Source organism: Streptomyces sp. NPDC007095, from assembly GCF_040634475.1.
GTDB lineage: Bacteria > Actinomycetota > Actinomycetes > Streptomycetales > Streptomycetaceae > Streptomyces.
Genome location: NZ_JBEYFS010000024.1, coordinates 20,098 through 38,650, shown reverse-complemented (window position 1 = coordinate 38,650; position 18,553 = coordinate 20,098). Strand labels below are relative to the sequence as shown.

Sequence of the window (18,553 nt, the reverse complement as noted above, 5' to 3'; positions counted from 1 at the left end):
TACGTAGTTCCACGGACGGCTTCAGAGCGTGTGGCCGGAAAAATCACGACCTGAGCACCGGGCGGCGCACGCTGCCCAGGGACAGGGCGGAGACGGCATGGGCGGGGCACAAGAGACGGACACGAGCTTGACCCTCTGGAGAACGCTGGTCCTTGTCGGCGTGAACGGGCTGTCCATGGCCCGGCGGAGGCAGTCGTAGAAGATGTCGACCTGGAATGGAATCGGAACCAAGTACCTCGGGTACGGCTATCGGAACCGCGACGGCAGTCACCACGCCACCCAGTGGGCGGTCCTGTTCGACATGCCTGTCATACCGCTGCGCCGCCACCGCCTGACCGTCGGCAGCACGGTGTTCAAGGCCACCGGCAACGGCAGCAGATCGGTCACCCAGTACACCGTGCACGAGGAGACCCCCCTCGACGGCCGCGAGATAGCCCGCACCTACCTGATCTGGTGGCTCCTGGGCCCACTGCTCGCGGGCGGACCGGCAGCCCTCCTGCTCTGGTCGGTGAGCGACAAGCAGGACGGCGGCTTCGGCTTCTGGGCGTTCGTCCTGGGCATCTCCGCCGCCTGGGTCATCGGCGTACTGGCGGCCATGAGCACCTACAACCGCCGCCGCCGCGGTCTCCCGAAATGACGCCCGCCCTTCACACCAGACGCCTGATCTCTCCACGCACCCGGTAGAAGCCACCCGATGAGGAGTGCAGCGCGTCCACCACATAGCGGGCGCCGGGCTGGCGTATCGCACGCGGGAACTGGACGTTCCAACTCGGCTCGTAGCCCTCGGAGACCACGTGCACACGCACTCGGCCTCCCTCCTGAGTGCACTGCACGACGACCCCGCTCCCCGGTGCGGGGACGGCGCTGACCGTGGCCACGGACGCGGCGGTGGTCAGCGGTGCGTACGTCGGCAGGGCGGCCGCCAGTTTGATGTCCGCGGCGACCGGGACGGTGCCCGACTGGGCGGCGTTGATCGCGGCCTCGCTCGCGTCGATGCAGGCGAGCGAGCCGTCCGTGGAGACGATGTACAGCCTTTCGTCGTGGTACTGCATGGACAGCGCCGAGCCGCCGCCCGTGCCGAGCTTCCACAGCCGGGTGCCGTCGGCGGTGAAGCAGTAGACGGAGGAGGCGGAGTCGCCGGCGAAGACGTACCGCCCGCCGGGGGACGTGGCACACGAGTACACCGCGGCGTCGCACGTGTAGGAGGCCTCGATCCGCCCGTCGGACTTGGCGAGCCGCTGGACGACCCGTCGTCCCGTCCCTGCGTAGACCGCGTTCTCCTCCTGCCATCCGAAGAGCACATTGCCGTTGGTCGCGGTGTGCCAGAGCTGGCTGGTGCCGTCCGCCGCGTAGGCCGTCACACCGCGGCTGTGCCCGTGGTACACGGCGTGGTCGTCGGCCCGCACCATCCACGCGTTGTCCCCGGACGAGTTGCGCGACCACTGGAGCTCGTCCTCGTGGTCGATGACCGTCAGACCGCCGTTGCGGTCGGAGACGTTCAGCACGCCCGCGTGGATGTCCAGCCAGAAGATGTCCACTTCGGCCGCTATCTCGTAGGCCGCGAACGGCACCTTCGAGGAGAGGTCGTACACCCGGCCGTCGTCACAGCCCGCGTAGATCCAGAAGTCGTCCGCCACCAGGCACTTCACACCGTCCGGCAGGGAGTAGTGAGCCAACACCTCACCGTCGTGGCTCAGGTTGTAGACGCTGCCGTGCTGGTTGCCGACCCAGCAGCGGTCCTCGTCGACATGGATGCCGAACGCCGAGGCGCCCGTACGGAACCGCCACAGCACCGGGGCGGTCGCCCGCGCCGTGGACGGGGCCGACGTCACCTGACGGTGCGTCACGGGCCGGGCCGCGCGCTGCCCTTGAACGGCGGGTGCGTACCCCTTTCGCACCTTCTCCGCTATCTTCTTCGCCGCCGCCGCGTTCGCCTTCTCCACGGTCGGGAACGCGGAGGTCTGACGCTGCCCGTCCACACCGATCCGTCCGTACCGCACGGAGACGGTGGCCCCCTCGACCGTCACCTCGTAGAACTTGTGGGCACCGCCGCTTTCCTGGGACAGCTCCAGATACGTCGTGTTCCCCGACTGTCGTGCCTGCGCAGCGGACACAGCACACCCCTCCCCAAAGGCCCGGTCGGCCGGTTCGGCCGTCTTCCAGTGACTCCAAACTAGTGGTCACCACTGACAACGCCGGGGTGGGACCGCGTACAGATCACATGAGGCAGCACAGACCATGAAACTGACCTTCGACAACGAGTGCCGGGCGAAGGTGACGGACGATCCGCTGTACATCACCCCCCCGTTACCTTTTTCGTGGCTCCGCAATGGGGCCTCCGGCCTTCGGGTCCGGCATGACTTCCCCCCTTGTTGTTCATGATCCGGGGGGACCTGGTCACCCTGCCGGTGACCTACGACGTGGAGGACCGCGAGCCGACCGCCCTCGCCCGGCTCCGCGCGGTCGACGAAGCCCTGCGCGACCAGCGCGAGGACCGGCACCGGGGCCGATGTCCTGCTCTCACCCGTGGATTCGAGGGGCCAACGCCAGAGGCCCCCTGACCGGCAGGCGCCGGATCAGTGGCATGGAGAGGCGGCAGGAGTCACGGGCGTAGGGAGAATCTTCAGGCACCCGGCCGTTGCGAGGTCTTCCGCCGGCCTGACAGTTCCAGCCCGTCATTCGTCACACAGCCCCTCCTGTGATGCGGCCGGGCGACACGTTGACACATTCCGATATAGGCATACGATGGCGCCATGGCACGAGCGGCGACGACCTCGGACGCGTTCAACGCGATCGCCGAACCGCAGCGGCGGGAGATCCTGGTACTGCTGCGGGGCGGCGAGCGGCCGGTGACCGACCTGGCGCGGGACCTGGGGATGACCCAGCCGCAGGCGTCCAAGCACCTGCGGGTCCTGCGGGAGGTCGGGCTGGTGCGAGTCCGCGGGGCGGGCAGGCAGCGGCTGTACGGCCTGGACGCCCGCGGGCTGCGGCCGGTCCACGAGTGGGTGGGCGGCTTCGAGCGGTTCTGGAGCGAGAGCTTCGACCGGCTGGACGAGTACGTGCAGGAGTTGAAGCAGGCAAGGCAGGAGGGACCACACGATGGCGACGACCAGTAGTAGCGGCGGCGAGGCTGCGCACACGACCGCGGACCGCGAGATCGTGATCTCCCGGGTGATCGGCGCCCCGCGGGAGCTGGTGTTCGAGGCGTTCACGCGGGTTGGGCACCTGTCGCGGTGGTGGGGACCGGAGGGCTTCACCACCACGGCGCGGTCCTTCGAGTTCCGCGTCGGCGGGGCGTGGGACTTCGTGATGCACGGGCCGGACGGGACCGACTACCAGGAGTGGATCACCTGGCGGGAGATCGTCCCGCCGGAGCGGATCGCCCTGCTGCACGGCGAGTCCCGCGACGACCCGAACGCCTTCGAGTCGGTCCTGACCTTCGAGCCGGCCGGCGAGCAGACCCGGATCGTGATGCGCACGGTGTTCCCCACCAAGGAACTCCGCGACGAAGCCGTGGAGAAGTACCACGCGATCGAGGGCGGCGAGCAGACGCTGCGCAACCTGGCGGCCTACGTCGCGGAGGTCGCCCGGGAGCGGTCCACGGGCCGCGGGCCGGCGACCGCCGGCGAGACCATGACCGAGCAGGAGACCGGGCAGGAAGGGACGGTGCGCTGATGGCCGGGAAGGTGTTCTTCAGTGTGACGATGTCACTGGACGGCTTCATGGCGCCGGAGGCCGTGCCCGTCGAGGACGTCTTCTCGCCCGAAGGCCAGAACGACCCGAGGGTCCAGCGCTGGATGACGAAGTGGTCGGAGCTGCAGGCGTGGCTGTTCCCGCAGCGGTGGTTCCGGGAGAACCTCAAGCTCGGCGAGGGCGGCGAGGAAGGACTCGACAACGACATCGCACGGGCGACGTACGAGCGCACCGGCGCGAGCGTCATGGGCAAGCGCATGTTCGACGGCGGCGAGCTGGCATGGCCGGAGGAGGCGCCTTTCCACACCCCGGTGTTCGTCGTCACCCACACCAAGCGTGACCCGTGGGAGCGGCCGGGCGGCACCACCTTCCACTTCGTCAACGACGGCATCGAGAGCGCGCTGCTCCAAGCCCGCGAGGCCGCCGGCGACCGCGACGTGCGCATCGCCGGGGGCGCCGAGACGATCCAGGAGTACCTGGACAGCGGCCTGATCGACGAGTTCTCGATTACGCTCGCGCCCGTGCTGTTCGGCACCGGTATCCGCCTGTTCGACCGCGTGGACCCCGCCCGCCTCGCGCTGAACCAGACCCGCACGGACGCATCGTCCCGGGTGACCCACCTGACCTACACCACCGTGAAACGGTAATGAACTTGAATACGTGATGTCGGCTCGGTTGGGTCAGCTGTCCATGGCCAGGCCGGTGCCCGCGAGGCAGCCGTCGATGAGGTGCGGACGGTGCTGGGTCTTCTTGAGGCTGCGTTTCACTGCGGTGGCGAGCTGGTCGAGGTTCGTGGCGGCGAGGTTGCCGATGGTCCGTTTCACCAGTGACCAGATACCTTCCTATGGGTTGAGGTCGGGTGCGTAGGCGGGAAAGCGGAAGACGGTCAGCCACTCCTCGTTCGACCGGACACCTTCCTCGCCCTGCTCCCGCCACTGCCGACGCCGGCGTTCCACCGACCGCTCACCCACCCTGGCGAACGCGTTACCCGTGGGCATGGCCACCGTGACCGCCACGGTGGCTGCTAAGGCCACGACCACGGAACGGGCAACCCTCTTCGCCTTTGAGACCCACAAGTTCTCCGAACCGATCGACATGTAGCTGAACGTGACGCTTGGACCGTGTCCTCCATGGCTATTGACCGTTCTGAGGTGAGAGAGCAGGCGGTCGCGAACACCGGGGTGCACATGACGTCCACTTCCCCTCGCGAAGGGCTGATTCGTGTCGGTGTCGTAGGTCTGAGCGCAAGCGGCGGTTGGGCGGCCACCGCCCATGTGCCGGCGCTGGCCGGGCTCGACGGATACGAGTTGCGGGCGCTGAGCGCCAGCACCGCCGAATCGGCGCGTGCCGCCGGCGAGAAGTACGCGGTGCCGCTGACCTTCGACAGCGCAGAGGAGCTGGCCCGCAGTGAGGAAGTCGACCTCGTGGTGGTGACCGTGAAGGTTCCGCACCACCTGGAGCTCATCCGACCCGCGCTGGAAGCGGGGAAGATGGTGTTCAGCGAGTGGCCGCTCGGTGCCGACCTCGCGCAGGCCGAGGAGCTGGCCGACCTCGCGCATCGCAGGGGTGTGCTCACAGGAGTCGGCCTGCAGGCCCGGTCGGCTCCGCCGCTTCGGTATCTGCGGGACCTGGTCGCCGACGGCTACGTAGGGCGAATGCTGTCGACCAGCATGCTCGGGTCGGGCTGGATCGGGGGCGCAACTTACGATGACAACTATGCGTACGTGCTGGACGTCACGAGCGGCGCCACGCTGCCGTCGATTCCCTTCGGGCACTCGGCCGACGCGCTGACCATGGTGCTCGGGGAGTTCCGCGAGGTGTCGGCTCTCATCGAGAACCTGCGCCTGGAGGTCGTCCACATCACGAGCGGGGTAGTCGCAGCCAAGACCGCAGAGGACCAGATCGCCGTCACCGGTGTGCTGGAGTCGGGGGCCGTGGCCGCGATGCACTTCCGCGGTGGGACGTCCCGCGCCACCGCGTTTCATTGGGAGATCAACGGCACGGACGGAGATGTCGTCGTCAAGGCCGACCAGGCTCAGTGGTGGTACGGGGGGCTGCGGCTGTACGGCGCCAGGGGCAGCGACGACGCCCCGATCGAACTTCCGATTCCCGCCCGTTATCAACGGTCGCTGACACAATGGACCGAGCGAACCACCGAGCCCGCCTGCAACGTCGCCCACGAGTACGCGCTCCTGCGCGACCAGATCACCGGGAACCTTGCACCGGACGAGGACGGCGTTCCCGACTTCCGACACGCCGTCCGGCGGCACGGCACGCTGGAGCGGATCAGAGAAGCGGCACGCACCGGACGGAAGGTCGCACTCGCAGGCCAAGGCACGTAGGCCCGAAGCGAGAAAGGTCCTGAGGTCGACCGTTTCGCCCCCGGCGAGGACGTGGTAGGCCGTGGCAGCTGAGGGGCGATTGCCCTGGTTCTTGCCCGAGGTGATGACAGGCTTCTGGGCGATCCACGAAGTCGGCCCCGGAGACCGATGGGTCCTCGGAGCGATGGCTCAGGCGAGAAGCCGGACCCAACCGCGGTCCGTGCATCCACCTGCAAGGTCACCCCTGCCCGGAATGTCCGATGCGCGCACCGGCGCTGGAGCATGGTGCGAGACATTCCTACGACGAGGGGACGGATGCCATGCCCCTCGAGGGCGAGTACGAACCCAGCACGACGCAGTGGGTGCGCGAGCAAGTGGAGATGTACGAAAGCTCCGGCGGCACCAAGGGGACGACACTGTGGGACACAGGGTCGGCCCGTGGTGGTGACCACCCGGGGCGCCAAGAGCGGCAAGATCCGCAAGGCGCCGGTGATGCGCGTCGAGTACGACGGGCGCTATGCGGTGGTCGGCTCGCTGGGCGGATCCCCCAAGCATCCGCTGTGGTACTTCAACGTCAAGGCCGATCCGCACGTCGAGCTCCAGGACGGCCCCGTGAAGCAGGACATGATGGCCCATGAGGCCACCTGCAAGGAGAGGACGGAGTGGTGGCAGCGCGCGGTCGCCGTCCTTCCGAGGTACGCCGACGTGCAGAACAAGACCTCGCGGGAGTTCCCGGTGTTCGTTCTGGAACCTGTCGTCGGGCAGTGATCCCGGGTCGTCTCGGGCCATCGGAGGACACTCAACGATGACGAACGTTGACGGCCGTCATCAGCTCAGGGCAGGTCAGCGCATTGATCAAATAGGGGCCGCCGGTGTCTGGCAGCCCCCTCATCCCCTCGGCTACCGAGTGCCCCTCAACACGGCTTGCCGCCCATCGAGGCTCCACCGACCGCGTGGGCAGGAAAGCTTCGAGCTGGCTCGCCGGCTTCTGCCGGGCGGCCGACATACGGGCGTGCCCGATTCTCGCCTGCGGCTTCATACGGGGCGCGACACGGCCGCGAACGCCCACCCTGCTTCCACGCGTGGCCAGGGCCTCGGCTTGCAGGCACCGGTACTTCGAGTTCCTCTCACAGAGCGGACACGAGGAAGAAGAGGGGGTGCGGTATTTCGTGGCGACCTCTTCCCGCCCCGGGTGCGCCAGCTCGGCCGGCGGGCGCGTCACAGTTCGGGCAGTCGCGACGTTCTACCGCCGACGCGGTCTGACCGGGCGTCAAATCCATGGCGGCTGCACCTCCGAAGCGACTTGCACAGCGTGCCGGTTTCGAGAGGTCCTCTGCGAGCGGCGACCCACGTTTCGACTCTGATGCCGCAGCAGAGCGGCAATCGAACGTCACGGCGGAATTCCGCTCAGCCGGCGCGGCTACGGTTCTCGGCGCCCACTGCGCCGGCGCTTCACATCTTCGTCGAGGAGCGGGGCCGGACCGCCGTGGACGCACGTGGCCACCTGGACGGATGTGCCAGGACGCGCTCTGCTCCCGGCCGTGGTTTCGTTCCTTGCGGAACTCCCTGCCCGTCCGAGCGTGGGACACGAAAACAACGGGAGAGACGCGGATCGAGCGTTGGCCAGCGGTCTCGGCTGGCATGAGTCGAAGTGTTCGCGCTTCGAGAGCGGCGCGCGTCCGCCCTCGTGGCGCGACCTTCGTGCGTGGGCTGTTGCTTGCGGTGCCGAGAGCGCGGCCGAGGATCTCGTCTCGACAGCCCGCGGCATCGAGGGCATGTACGTCGAGTGGCGCCGGATGGAGCGCACCGGCCTGAAGCAGGCTCAGGAGTCCGTCCGCCCCCTGTGAGAACGCACCCAGCGCTTCCGCGTTTACTCCCCGTGGCTCACTCCCGGCCCCGTGCAGACGGCCTCATACATCACCGCACTGCTCACCTCAATTCGCGACCGTCGCGGCCTCATTGATGACGTGGCGGCGGCCGTCAAAGGTGCGTGTGGAGAAGCAGCAGATCGTGTATGGCAACCACACGCTCGCGATCCTGCTGGAAGAAGGAGCACTCCGAAAGCGCATAGGCGGAACGGACAAGATGGCCGGCCAACTCGGCCATCCGCTCGGCGCTATGGCGCTGCCTTCGGTGAGCATCGGCATCATTCCTGAGGACGCCGACCGTTCAAGCCTCTGGCCCGTCGAAGGCTTCTTCCTGTACGACGACCACACGGTCCACGTCGAACTCGTCTCGGCCCACCTCGCCGTCACGCAGAAGCACGAACTTGCCATGTATGCACGGACGTTCACGGATCTGGCCGAACTAGCCGTCTACGGCCCGGCGGCACACGAACTCATCATGGCAGCCATCGAATCCCTGGGGTGAATGCCGGGCAAGTTGACACCTCCCTGCCCGAGATCGTCGGGCACCTCAACCGTCTGCTCGGTGAGGATCCGGGGCGGACGAGGACGAGGACGTACGGGAGCTGTTCCGCAAGGGATACCGGCTCCTCGACTTGCAGAGCCGTCCGACCGCGGAGACACCGCCGTTCGGCGCCTTCGTCTACCTCCGGGATGCCGCAGACGTCACGCGAAGGCTTCTGTGGATCTACACGCAATGCCACGGGCCCGGTGCCCCGTGAGTGTCCGGGAGGACCAGATGGTCCGGGAGCTGTCCCACTACATCTACGAGCACCCTGCCGAGCAGATGGCGCTGATACCCATCTACGCCGCCGCCCGCGACCACGCACAGCGCGGGACCTGCGTCCGCAGCCGGCGCCGCCCCATCGTGACGACAGGCGCGGTCGTCGTCGATGAGCGCAATCGAGTCCCGTCCTTGCGGCACGAAGGTACTTTCACACTCGCCGAAGCGGAGCCGGAGGATCAGGACGACTCGCTCGGAGGGGCGGCCCTGCGTCTGTTGACCGGTCGTGCGCCTCGTTGTCCCGGTCGATCGCCCCGCCCACCTCGGGCACCCACAGCGGCACGCCGTGGTGCACGAACAGCGGGAAGCTGCTGCCGAACCGGGCGCCGTGGAGGGCCCGCTGCAGCTCGCCGATCACTACCGCGCAGAAGCCGCGCCCGGGGGCCGGGCGAGACGCCGGAGCGCACGGTGGCGTCAAGGCACCCGTAGGCGGTCACCAATCGGTGAATCCAGCCTCACAACTCGAGCACAAATTACATACATCCCTCTCTTCATACTGGCCCCGATGGTCTAGATTGACCATGCTTCAGCCGTTCGGACACGAGGCGACCAATAATGATCTATAGGTCCGGCGCCACCGAAAGCCAGCAGTCGCGTCCCCGGCGCCAGACGTGGGGGTGATCAATTCTTGGAGCCCGAGCGGGGGCCTTGGGTGCGGGGAGCGCCCGAGGTTGCGACGGGTCCGGTGCGCCTCGAGAGTCCGGCAGGACATACGAGCCTGCTGCCGCCAGGGTGGGTTGTTCAAGCAGCTCTGAAATAGCCGGGATGTCATGCGGGGGGCGGGGGCCTCCCTCGGGGAGGAACAGCGCGGCGCGGGGGGCGGGGGCCTCCCGGGGCGAGGAACAGTGTTGGGCGAACACGTCGAGTCACTGGGGACCTGGGGGGTTCTGTGCCGCAAGGGGGACTAGTCGGCCCGTTTCCGTCGGCGCGCGAGCGTCTGGCGAACGGCGCAATCAGACAGCCCGCGATCGAATGGGAGCAGCGCTACCGCCGTGCCGTGATCACCAGCGATACCGTGGCCACCGCCTTCGTGGTGGCGGCGATCGGCAACTTCTTCGGGGCCCGGGACGCGGCCAACTGGCACGAGAAGTGGGGGATTCTCGCATTCGGCACCGAGCTGCTGGTGCTGGGGACGCTCGCGGTGAGCCGGTCGTGGGCTCCGGCCGTGCTCGGCCAGGGCGCCGAGGAATTCCGTCGGCTCGGACGCTCATTGTTCACGGCGACCGTCGTACTGGCGCTCGGCGGGATCGCCCTCACCTCGCGCAACATCAAGCTCTGGATCTTCGTCGCGATCCCCGCGATCGCGCTCGTCACCATGACCGCGCGGTATCTGCTCCGCCTTTGGCTGCACAAACAGCGCAAGGAAGGACGGTGCCTGAGACCGGTGCTCGCTGCCGGGAGCCCGGCCACCGTGCGCGACCTGATCACCCGAACCCGCAAGTTCCCGCACCTCGGCTGGCGGGTGGATGCGGTGTGCACGACGGACGGTCTCGGGTTCGACGGTGACCAACTGGACGGAGTGCGGGTCGTCGGCCGACTGGCGGACGTCGCGGGCCACGTCCACCGCGACGGCTACCGTGTCGTCGCGATCACACCGGACCCGCACTGGTCACCGGACCGGCTGCAGCGGCTGGCCTGGAACCTCGAAGGCAGCGACGCCGAGATGGTCGTGGCCCCCGTGCTGATGGAGGTGGCCGGCCCGCGGCTGCACATCGACGCGGTGCTCGGGATCCCGCTGCTGCGGGTCAGCATGCCGACCTTCACCGGGGGCCGCCGGGCGATCAAAGGGGTCGTCGACCGGATGGGCGCAGCGATCCTGCTGATGCTGTTCGCTCCGCTGATGGTGTTCGTCGGGCTGCTCGTGCTGGTGGACAGTCGGGGTGGGGCGTTCTACCGCCAGCGCAGGGTCGGCAAGGACGGCCGCGAGTTCACCATTCTCAAGTTCCGCACCATGGTCGCCGGGGCTGACGGGGCACGTGCCGAGCTGGCCGACCGCAACGAAGGCGCCGGCCTGCTGTTCAAGCTCCGCCGGGATCCGCGGGTGACCCGGGTGGGAGCAGTGCTGCGCCGGTACTCGATCGACGAGCTCCCGCAGCTTTTCAACGTGCTCACCGGATCGATGTCGCTCGTCGGTCCGCGGCCTCCGTTGCCGGAGGAGTCCGCTGCGTACGGCCCGGACATCCGGCGGCGTCTGCTGGTCAAGCCCGGACTCACCGGCCTGTGGCAGATCAGCGGACGCAGCGACCTGTCGTGGGAGGAGGCGGTTCGGCTGGACCTGCGGTACGTGGAGGACTGGTCGCTCGCCCTGGACACAGTGATCTTGTGGAAGACGCTGCGTGCGGTGCTCTATGGGCAGGGGGCCTACTGATGCGCAGGTGTCGCCGTCCGGCCGACGCGCGGACCGCAGGCCGGGAAGGCCTGCTCGGGGGGAGGAACGGGTCATGAGAATCAGCGTTTTCGGGCTCGGTTACGTGGGCTGCGTGTCGGCCGCGTGCCTGGCCAGCATGGGTCACGAGGTCATCGGGGTGGACGTCAACCAGGTGAAGGTCGACCTGGTCAACGACGGCAAGGCCCCGGTGGTCGAGGAACGTATCGGCGAGCTCATCGCCGAGGTCGTGCGGACCGGAGCACTACGCGCTACCGCCGACGTCCGCGAGGCGATCATGGGCAGCGAGGTGTCGCTGGTCTGCGTGGGCACGCCGTCGGAGCCCAACGGCAGCCTGTGCACCACGTACTTGGAGCGGGTCACCGAGCAGATCGGCGCCGCGCTGGCCGAGCGGGGTGGGCGGCACACCGTCGTGTTCCGCAGCACCATGCTCCCGGGCACCTGCCTGAACCTGCTGGTACCGATCCTGGAGAAGTACGTCGGCGGCACGGCCGGGGTGGACATCGGGGTCGCGGTCAACCCGGAGTTCCTGCGCGAGGGCACGAGCGTGCGGGACTTCTTCGACCCGCCCAAGACCGTCATCGGCGAGCTCGATGCGGCAAGCGGCGATGCGGTGATGGCGCTGTACGACGGCTTGCCCGGCGAGGTGTTCCGGGTGCCGGTCCCGACGGCCGAGGCGATCAAATACGCGGACAACGCGTTCCATGGACTCAAGATCGGCTTCGCGAACGAGCTGGGCGCCGTGTGTCAGGCGCTCGGGGTGGACTCGCACCAGGTGATGGACGTGTTCCTGGCCGACCGCAAGCTGAACATCAGCCCCGCCTACCTGCGGCCCGGCTTCGCCTTCGGCGGCTCCTGCCTGCCCAAGGACCTGCGCAGCCTGGTCCACGCGGCGCAGCGGGCCGACGTCTCGGTGCCCATCCTCTCCCACGTGCTGGCCTCCAACTCCGACCATCTGCAACGCGCGGTGGACCTGGTCGAGCGCACCGGCAAGCGCCGGGTGGGCCTGTTCGGGCTGTCCTTCAAACCCGGCACCGACGACCTCCGGGAGAGCCCGCTCGTCGAGCTGGCGGAGAGGCTCTTCGGCAAGGGCTACGACCTCAAGATCTACGACGCCAATGTGAGCCTCTCCCGGCTGCTCGGCGCGAACCGCGAGTACATCGAGAGCCGGCTGCCGCATCTCGCGCAACTGCTCGCGGACTCCGTCGACGAGGTGCTCGACCACGCCGAGGTGTGTCTGGTCGGGACCAGGGATCCGGCCGTGCTGGCGGCGCTGCCCCACGCGGGCGGACCGGCGATCGTCGACCTCATCCACCTTCCCGACGCCGAGGCGCGCCGGGCCGAACCGGGGTACATGGGCCTTGCCTGGTAACGCGAGCAGCGGCGACGGGCAGGGCCGGCGCGCGCTGATTCTGGTGGAGAACCTGTCGGTGCCGTTCGACCGGCGGGTGTGGCAGGAGTGCACGACGCTGCGCGACGCGGGCTGGGAGGTGCACGTCATCTGTCCCCGGGGGGAGAAGCGGGACACGGAGCCGGAGGCCGTGATCGACGGGGTGCGGATCCACCGCTACCCGTTGCGCGCGGCCACCGGAGGGCCGGCCGGCTACCTGCGGGAGTACGGATCGGCGTTGTGGCACACGGTCCGGCTGGCCCGCAAGGTCGGCCCGGTCGACGTGGTCCACGCCTGCAACCCGCCCGACCTGTTGTTCCTGCCGGCGCTGTGGATGAAGCGGCGCGGTGCGCGGTTCGTCTTCGACCAGCACGACCTGGTACCCGAGCTGTACCTCTCCCGGTTCGACCGCGGCGAAGACCTGCTCTACCGCGCCGTGTGCGCGCTGGAGAGGCGGACCTACCGGGCCGCGGACATCGTGCTCGCCACGAACGAGAGCTATCGGGACGTAGCGCTGGGTCGTGGCGGCAGGCGGCCGGAGGACGTCTTCGTGGTGCGCAGCGCGCCCGCGACCGACCGGTTCCAACCGGTGCCGCCGGAGCCGGAGTTGAAGCGCGGCAAGCCTCATCTGCTGTGCTACCTCGGCGTCATGGGTCCTCAGGACGGCGTCGACTACGCCTTGCGGGCCCTCGCGAAGCTGCGCGACGAGCTCGGGCGGACCGACTGGCACGCGGTCTTCGTCGGCGGCGGCGATGCCTTCGACGCGATGGTGGAGCTGTCCCGGCGGCTCGGTCTCTCCGAGCAGGTGCAGTTCACCGGGCGCATCCCGGACGCCGACCTGGTGCGCTACCTGTGCACCGCGGACGTGTGCCTTTCCCCCGACCCGCGCAATCCGCTCAACGACGTGTCGACCATGAACAAGGTCCTGGAGTACATGGCGATGGGACGGCCGATCGTCTCGTTCGACCTCCGGGAGGCGCGCGTCTCCGCCGGTGACGCCGCCCTCTACGCGCCCGACGACGACGAGGCCCAGTTCGCCAAGCTCATCGCGCTGCTCCTCGACGATCCGGAGAAGCGGGCCCGGATGGGCAGGATCGGCCAGGAGCGGATCAGCGGCCCGCTCTCCTGGCGGAACTCGCAAGCGTCGCTGCTCGCCGCCTATGCCGCCGCCTGCCGGGACCATGCCCCGGTGTCGGCACGTGGGCCGGTCCGTACGGGGAAGAGGCCGCACCATTGAGTGATGACACGATCCGCCTGGTCACGATCGGACGGATTCTCCGTCGGCGGTGGCGGCTTCTCGCCGTACTCGCCGTAGTGGGTGCGCTCTTCGGCTACGGCACCTCGGTGCTGCTGTTGCCGCCGCGCTACACGGCAGAGGCGTCGGTGCTGCTGCCGGGTCAGTGGGAAGAGCGCGAACTGCTGACCCAGGTGGACATCGCGACCAGTTCGACGGTGGTCGAACGCGTGGCCGCCACGCTCGGCTGGAAGGGCGTCAGCGGCGCCGACCTGCGGGATCAGGTGAGCGCCAAGGCCGACGACGGGAACATCATCAAGATCTCGGGTACGGCCGACACCCCGGAGCGCGCGCAACGGCTCTCCGATCAGGTGGCCCAGCAGTTCGTCACCTTCGCCGTACGCATCGCGGGCGGCAGCACCGACCCCGAGGCCGATACGGCGACAGAGGCGCTGCGGAAGCAGGTGGCGGAGACCAACCGCCGTATCACCGACCTGGCCAAAGCGGCCGATCCGGGGCAGACCGTGGAGGGTGTGCAGGCCCGCACCGAGCTTGAGGGTCTGCGCACCGGGCTGCAGGACGCCATGAAGAAGCTGGAGGAGGCCAACCCCGCGACAACCAAGGCCAGCATGGTCGTCATGGGGCCGGCGCCCCGGCCGACCGGCGCGGCAGCCCCGACGAGGACACAGCTCATCGCCGCCGGGGCGCTGCTGTTCTTCCTGCTCGCGGTCGTCGGCCATCTCGCCGCCGCACGCGTGAGCCGCCGGCTGCGCACCGAACCGGAGATCGCCGCGGCGCTCGGCTCGCCGTTCCTCGGCACCGTCGACGTGCCCGGTGAACGGCGCGGGCACCGCCCCGAAGGCCGTGGCTCACGGGCCCGGCTGCGCCGGCTTCTCGGCATCGACACCCGATGGGACATACCGACCCCGCAGCGGTCCGGCGACGAGGCCGAGAGGCGGATCCGCTACCGGCGGGTGTGCGCCCGCCTCCGGGACCAACTGCCTGCCCCCCGGCGGCTGCTGGTCGTCGTACCGGAAGGCGACGAGGTCGCCCGGCTGGCCGCCGGGCAGCTCGCCGCCGAGGCCACCAGTGATCCGCTGCTGCGGGTGGTGGAGGTCTCGGTGGACCGGCCGATCGTGCCCGACCGCGACACCGAGTCCGGTGCCCTGGCCGTCCTCAGCGCGGGGAGCTGGACCGCCAGGGAACTCGCCGGCATCGCCGAGGCGTGTGCGGACGGCGGGCACGAGCTCGTCGGCGTCGTCGTCGCCGGCACGGTCCGCCCCCGCCCGGCGCGGACTGCCGACCGCCCTTCTGACGAGGCCACCCTGGCGCTCGCGGTTCACGGCCACGCGACAGGAGACTCAGCGTGACGACGAGCACGACTTCGGAGTCGTCGGCCGCCACTCCGCTCCTCGACCTGCAGGCGCTGGTGGTCGCGGTGCGCAGACGCCGCCGCCTGTGGGGCGCCATGGCGCTGCTCGGACTGCTGATCGGCGCGGCCGTGGCGGTCCTGCTGCCGCCGGCACCGGCCGCCGTGACCAAGGTGCTGGTCGCGCATCAGGAGGACCAGCCCAACGACACCGGAACGCTGATCCGCACCGACGCCCAGCTGCTGGTGACGTCGCGGATTGCCGGCCAGGCCCTCCGGATCCTCAAGTCCCCGGAAAAACCAGAGGACTTCATGCGGGACTACCGGGGCACCGGACTGACCAACAACGTCCTCCAGATCGATGTGACAGGCAAGACCGACGCGGAAGCGGTGGCCCGGGCCAAGGCACTGGCCGAAGCGTTCGTCGCGGACCACGCCAAGCGCATACAGGGCATCGCCGACGCCAACGCCCAGGGCCTGCTCGACCAGCGTAACCGCATGCAGGCGGAGCTCGCCGACGTGAACAAGGAGATCGGCGGCCGGTCGCCCGACACCGACCCCAAGGACGCGGCGAACATCGAGTCGCTCTTCGCGCGGCGGGCCGAACTCACCTCGCAGATCTCCGACTTCGGCCAACGCGCCGAGGAGGCGCGCGTCGGCGCGCCCCAGCTCGTCGCCGGCACACAGATCGTGGACGCTCCGCGCGCTGTGCGGCACTCCCTGCCCAAGGCTGTCGTCACCAACGGAGTGATCGGACTTGTCCTCGGGCTCTTCCTCGGGCTCGCGCTGGCCGCGGTCGGCGTGGTGGTGGCGGACCGCCCCGTGCTGCGCCGGGACATCGCAGGGAACCTCGGCGCCTCGGTCATCGCGGAGCTGCCCCGCCGTTCCGGCAGGCTGTGGCAGCGCCGGCGGACCCGGGTGGCACGCGAACGGCTCACCACGACGCTGGCCCGCACCGCGCGCGGCTCCGCGGAACCGCTGTCGCTGCTGGAACTGGGCTGCGCGCGCAGCACGACCGTGATCGCCCTGGGCCTCGCCCGGGCGCTGGCGGAGGACGGGCCGGTGGTCGTCGTCGACGGTCTCCCCGGCCCGCAGCTCGCCCGCCGCCGCCCGAAGCCAGGAGACCCCACGGTGGTCGGCGGTGAACACGCCGCGGCCGTGTCGCCCCAGGACCAGCGGATCGGCGTCGGCTCGGTGGCGCCCGGCACGGCGTGGACCGACCTCCAGTACCTCGGAACCCAGACCGTGCTCGTCGTGCGTGCCGGGCACGGCAGCGCCGCCTGGCTGCACACCGTGGCGCGGCAGCTCGCGGACCAGCGCATTCCGGTGATCGGTGTGGTGCTGATCGACCCCGATCCGCGGGACCGGACCGACGGCACGCTGTGGGACGGACTGCACACCGCGCTGCGTGGCCGGAGCGAGCGGCCGGTCCTGCAGAACGGCACGGGCCGACGGCGCGCGGACCGGCAGCCGATACGGGCCGCACGGGTCCCGGACGACGACCAGGAGGTGAGGTAGGACATGTGTGGCATCGCAGGCACTTACCGATGGCCGGACGGAAAGGCCGTGACCGACCGGCTCACCGACACCCTCGCCCACCGCGGCCCGGACGGCGCGGGCCGCTACGGTCACCCCGTCGGTGACGGCGAAGTACAGCTCGGGCACCGCCGGCTGGCCATCATCGACCTCTCCGAGACCGGCGCCCAGCCGATGGTCTCGGACGGCCTCGCCCTGACGTACAACGGCGAGCTGTACAACGCGCCCGAGCTGCGCGCCGAGCTGGCGGCCACCGGGGTGCGCTTCCGCGGTACTTCCGACACCGAGGTAGTACTTGAGGCCTGGCGGCGCTGGGGCACGGACTGCCTGTCCCGGCTGCGCGGCATGTTCGCGTTCGGCATCTTCGACGAACGCACCGGTGACCTGGTGCTCGCCCGCGACCAGCTCGGCATCAAGCCGCTGTTCCTGCTCCGGCGCGGCAGGGGCCTGATGTTCGCCTCCGAGCTCAAGGCGCTCGCCGCCGCGACCGGCGGGTCGCTGGAGGTGGACCAAGCGGCGCTGGTGGCCTCACTGCTGTACTACTGGGTGCCGGACTCGCGCTGCGCGTTCCGCGAAGCGGAGAAGCTGCCCCCGGGGAGCTGGCTGCGGTGCCGGCCCGACGGCCGGGTGGAGCGCGGCCGGTTCTGGAACCTGAAGGACGTCGCCGCCGAGGGCCGGGACCGGGCCCTGGCCGGTGAGCGGCCGGACCTGGCCGCCGTCGTCGAGGAGTCGACCCGGCACCACCTGCTCTCCGACGTACCCGTGGCGACCTTCCTCTCCGGCGGCCTCGACTCCAGCTACCTGACCGCGCTGGCGGCCCGCCACCAACCCGGGATCTCCGCCTACACGATCGGCTTCCGCGCCGAGGACGCCAGGTTCGAGGCGATGCCGGACGACCTGCGCTACGCCCGGCAGGTCGCCGAGCAGTTCGGCGTCGACCTGCACGAGATCGAGATCGCCCCGAACGTGCTCGACCTGCTGCCGCAGATGACGTACAGCCTGGACGAGCCGATCGGCGACCCCGCCGCGATCAACACGTACCTGATCTGCACGGCCGCACGGGAGGCCGGGGTCAAGGTGATGCTCTCGGGGATGGGGGCCGACGAGCTGTTCGCGGGGTACCGCAAGCACCTGGCCAACCTGCTCGCGCTGCGCTACCAGCGCGTCCCGCGGTCACTGCGCCGCGGGGTGTCCGGAGTGGTGGACCGGCTGCCGGTCGCCACGGCCCGCCGGGGGTACCGGTCGGTGCGCTTCGCGAAGCGGTTCCTCTCCTTTGCCGATCTGCCGGAGGAGACCGCGTTCCGGCGCAGCTACACCATGTACGACCAGGACGAGCTGCTCGCCCTTCTCGATCCCGACCTGGCCGGGACCGTCGACGACGTGCTGACCGAACACGCGGACGTCTACCAGGACAACGACCTCGACGACTTCGTCAACCGCATGTGCCTGACCGACGCCCGGATGTTCCTGCCGGGCCTGAACCTCGCTTACACGGACCGGTCGAGCATGGCCGCGTCGACCGAGGTACGGGTGCCGTATGTGGACGTCGAGGTGGTCAAGGCGGCGTTCGCCGTGCCCGGTGATCGCAAGATCGTCGGACGACAGGGCAAGGCCGTCCTCAAGGAGGCGGCCACCTCGGTCCTGCCCCGGGAGATCGTCTACCGGCCCAAGGGCCTGTTCAGCGCCCCGCTGCGCGCCTGGATGAGCCGGGACCTGGCACCGCTGGTGCGCGAGGTGGTGAACGACGGCCTGCTCGTCAGTTCCGGGTTCCTGCGCCGCGACGCGCTGGCACGCATGGTCGCCGAGGACGCCGCCGGGCAGCGGGACTTCTCCAAACATCTGTGGCACGTACTGACCCTCGAGTACTGGTATCGCGACGCGACCTCCGGGTCCGGCCAGAGCACTCGGTTGACGGCTTAGGAATCAGGAGTTCTCG

General features: G+C 69.4%; 17 protein-coding genes and 1 pseudogene. 15 read left to right on the top strand and 3 right to left on the bottom strand.

Going from position 1 to position 18,553, the window contains the following annotated elements; translation table 11 throughout:
• Nucleotides 1–202: 202 nt before the first annotated feature.
• Complete coding sequence (locus ABZ656_RS11300) at nucleotides 203–637, top strand: hypothetical protein (protein WP_360266721.1); 435 nt, start codon at nucleotides 203–205, stop codon at nucleotides 635–637.
• A 10-nt stretch (nucleotides 638–647) separates the two neighbouring features.
• Here ABZ656_RS11300 and ABZ656_RS11295 read toward each other — a convergent pair whose 3' ends face one another.
• The gene (locus ABZ656_RS11295) at nucleotides 648–2,114 is read right to left on the bottom strand and encodes a WGR domain-containing protein (protein WP_360266718.1); all 1,467 of its coding nucleotides are present in this window, start codon (nucleotides 2,112–2,114) and stop codon (nucleotides 648–650) included.
• A gap of 264 nt (nucleotides 2,115–2,378) precedes the next feature.
• On the opposite strand from ABZ656_RS11295, the gene ABZ656_RS11290 reads away from it, so the two are divergent.
• The 4 genes from ABZ656_RS11290 to ABZ656_RS11275 all read left to right on the top strand — a co-directional run bounded on the left by ABZ656_RS11290 (nucleotide 2,379) and on the right by ABZ656_RS11275 (nucleotide 4,340).
• On the top strand, nucleotides 2,379–2,561 hold the full coding sequence (locus tag ABZ656_RS11290; RefSeq protein WP_360266715.1) for a hypothetical protein: 183 nt from the start codon (nucleotides 2,379–2,381) through the stop codon (nucleotides 2,559–2,561).
• A 192-nt stretch (nucleotides 2,562–2,753) separates the two neighbouring features.
• A complete protein-coding gene (locus ABZ656_RS11285) occupies nucleotides 2,754–3,116 on the top strand; it encodes a metalloregulator ArsR/SmtB family transcription factor (protein ID WP_101401211.1) in 363 nt (120 codons plus the stop codon).
• Nucleotides 3,100–3,675 (top strand): SRPBCC family protein, encoded by a 576-nt coding sequence (locus ABZ656_RS11280; protein ID WP_360266711.1) that lies wholly within the window; start codon nucleotides 3,100–3,102, stop codon nucleotides 3,673–3,675. The genes ABZ656_RS11285 and ABZ656_RS11280 overlap by 17 nt, the downstream gene beginning before the upstream one ends.
• Nucleotides 3,675–4,340 carry a dihydrofolate reductase family protein gene (locus tag ABZ656_RS11275; RefSeq protein ID WP_101401210.1) on the top strand — a complete coding sequence of 222 codons (666 nt, stop codon included), beginning with the start codon at nucleotides 3,675–3,677 and terminating at the stop codon, nucleotides 4,338–4,340. Before ABZ656_RS11280 ends, ABZ656_RS11275 begins: the two co-directional genes overlap by 1 nt.
• Nucleotides 4,341–4,373: 33 nt before the next feature.
• Here the strand turns inward: ABZ656_RS11275 and ABZ656_RS11270 are convergent, their stop codons facing one another.
• Both ABZ656_RS11270 and ABZ656_RS11265 read right to left on the bottom strand, forming a co-directional pair.
• Nucleotides 4,374–4,517 carry a hypothetical protein gene (locus ABZ656_RS11270; protein WP_180362107.1) on the bottom strand — a complete coding sequence of 48 codons (144 nt, stop codon included), beginning with the start codon at nucleotides 4,515–4,517 and terminating at the stop codon, nucleotides 4,374–4,376.
• Nucleotides 4,518–4,535: 18 nt separating this feature from the next.
• Nucleotides 4,536–4,691, bottom strand: coding sequence for a hypothetical protein (locus ABZ656_RS11265; protein ID WP_180362106.1), 156 nt, complete (start codon nucleotides 4,689–4,691; stop codon nucleotides 4,536–4,538).
• 153 nt (nucleotides 4,692–4,844) lie between these two features.
• Here ABZ656_RS11265 and ABZ656_RS11260 point away from each other — a divergent pair, with 153 nt between their 5' ends.
• The 10 genes and pseudogenes from ABZ656_RS11260 (at nucleotide 4,845) to asnB (ending at nucleotide 18,537) form a co-directional block, all read left to right on the top strand.
• Entirely contained in the window at nucleotides 4,845–6,035 is a 1,191-nt protein-coding gene (locus ABZ656_RS11260; RefSeq protein ID WP_360266707.1) for a Gfo/Idh/MocA family oxidoreductase, read from the top strand.
• A 299-nt stretch (nucleotides 6,036–6,334) separates the two neighbouring features.
• A pseudogene (locus ABZ656_RS11255) lies at nucleotides 6,335–6,782 on the top strand (nitroreductase family deazaflavin-dependent oxidoreductase).
• An 851-nt stretch (nucleotides 6,783–7,633) separates the two neighbouring features.
• Nucleotides 7,634–7,861: a helix-turn-helix domain-containing protein gene (locus tag ABZ656_RS11250; RefSeq protein ID WP_360266704.1), complete on the top strand. Its 228-nt coding sequence runs from the start codon at nucleotides 7,634–7,636 to the stop codon at nucleotides 7,859–7,861.
• Between the two features lie 145 nt (nucleotides 7,862–8,006).
• Nucleotides 8,007–8,384, top strand: coding sequence for a Scr1 family TA system antitoxin-like transcriptional regulator (locus ABZ656_RS11245; protein ID WP_360266701.1), 378 nt, complete (start codon nucleotides 8,007–8,009; stop codon nucleotides 8,382–8,384).
• Nucleotides 8,385–9,591: 1,207 nt separating this feature from the next.
• Nucleotides 9,592–11,070, top strand: a complete 1,479-nt coding sequence (locus ABZ656_RS11240) for a sugar transferase (protein WP_101401206.1) — start codon at nucleotides 9,592–9,594, stop codon at nucleotides 11,068–11,070.
• 73 nt (nucleotides 11,071–11,143) lie between these two features.
• A complete protein-coding gene (locus ABZ656_RS11235) occupies nucleotides 11,144–12,460 on the top strand; it encodes a nucleotide sugar dehydrogenase (protein ID WP_360266697.1) in 1,317 nt (438 codons plus the stop codon).
• The gene (locus ABZ656_RS11230) at nucleotides 12,450–13,715 is read left to right on the top strand and encodes a glycosyltransferase family 4 protein (RefSeq protein ID WP_360266694.1); all 1,266 of its coding nucleotides are present in this window, start codon (nucleotides 12,450–12,452) and stop codon (nucleotides 13,713–13,715) included. The genes ABZ656_RS11235 and ABZ656_RS11230 overlap by 11 nt, the downstream gene beginning before the upstream one ends.
• Nucleotides 13,712–15,082, top strand: a complete 1,371-nt coding sequence (locus tag ABZ656_RS11225) for a Wzz/FepE/Etk N-terminal domain-containing protein (RefSeq protein WP_360266691.1) — start codon at nucleotides 13,712–13,714, stop codon at nucleotides 15,080–15,082. The genes ABZ656_RS11230 and ABZ656_RS11225 overlap by 4 nt, the downstream gene beginning before the upstream one ends.
• Nucleotides 15,079–16,599, top strand: coding sequence for a Wzz/FepE/Etk N-terminal domain-containing protein (locus ABZ656_RS11220; protein ID WP_101401202.1), 1,521 nt, complete (start codon nucleotides 15,079–15,081; stop codon nucleotides 16,597–16,599). Before ABZ656_RS11225 ends, ABZ656_RS11220 begins: the two co-directional genes overlap by 4 nt.
• Nucleotides 16,600–16,602: 3 nt before the next feature.
• Nucleotides 16,603–18,537 carry an asparagine synthase (glutamine-hydrolyzing) gene (gene asnB, locus ABZ656_RS11215; RefSeq protein WP_101401201.1) on the top strand — a complete coding sequence of 645 codons (1,935 nt, stop codon included), beginning with the start codon at nucleotides 16,603–16,605 and terminating at the stop codon, nucleotides 18,535–18,537.
• The last annotated feature ends 16 nt before the right edge of the window (nucleotides 18,538–18,553 follow it).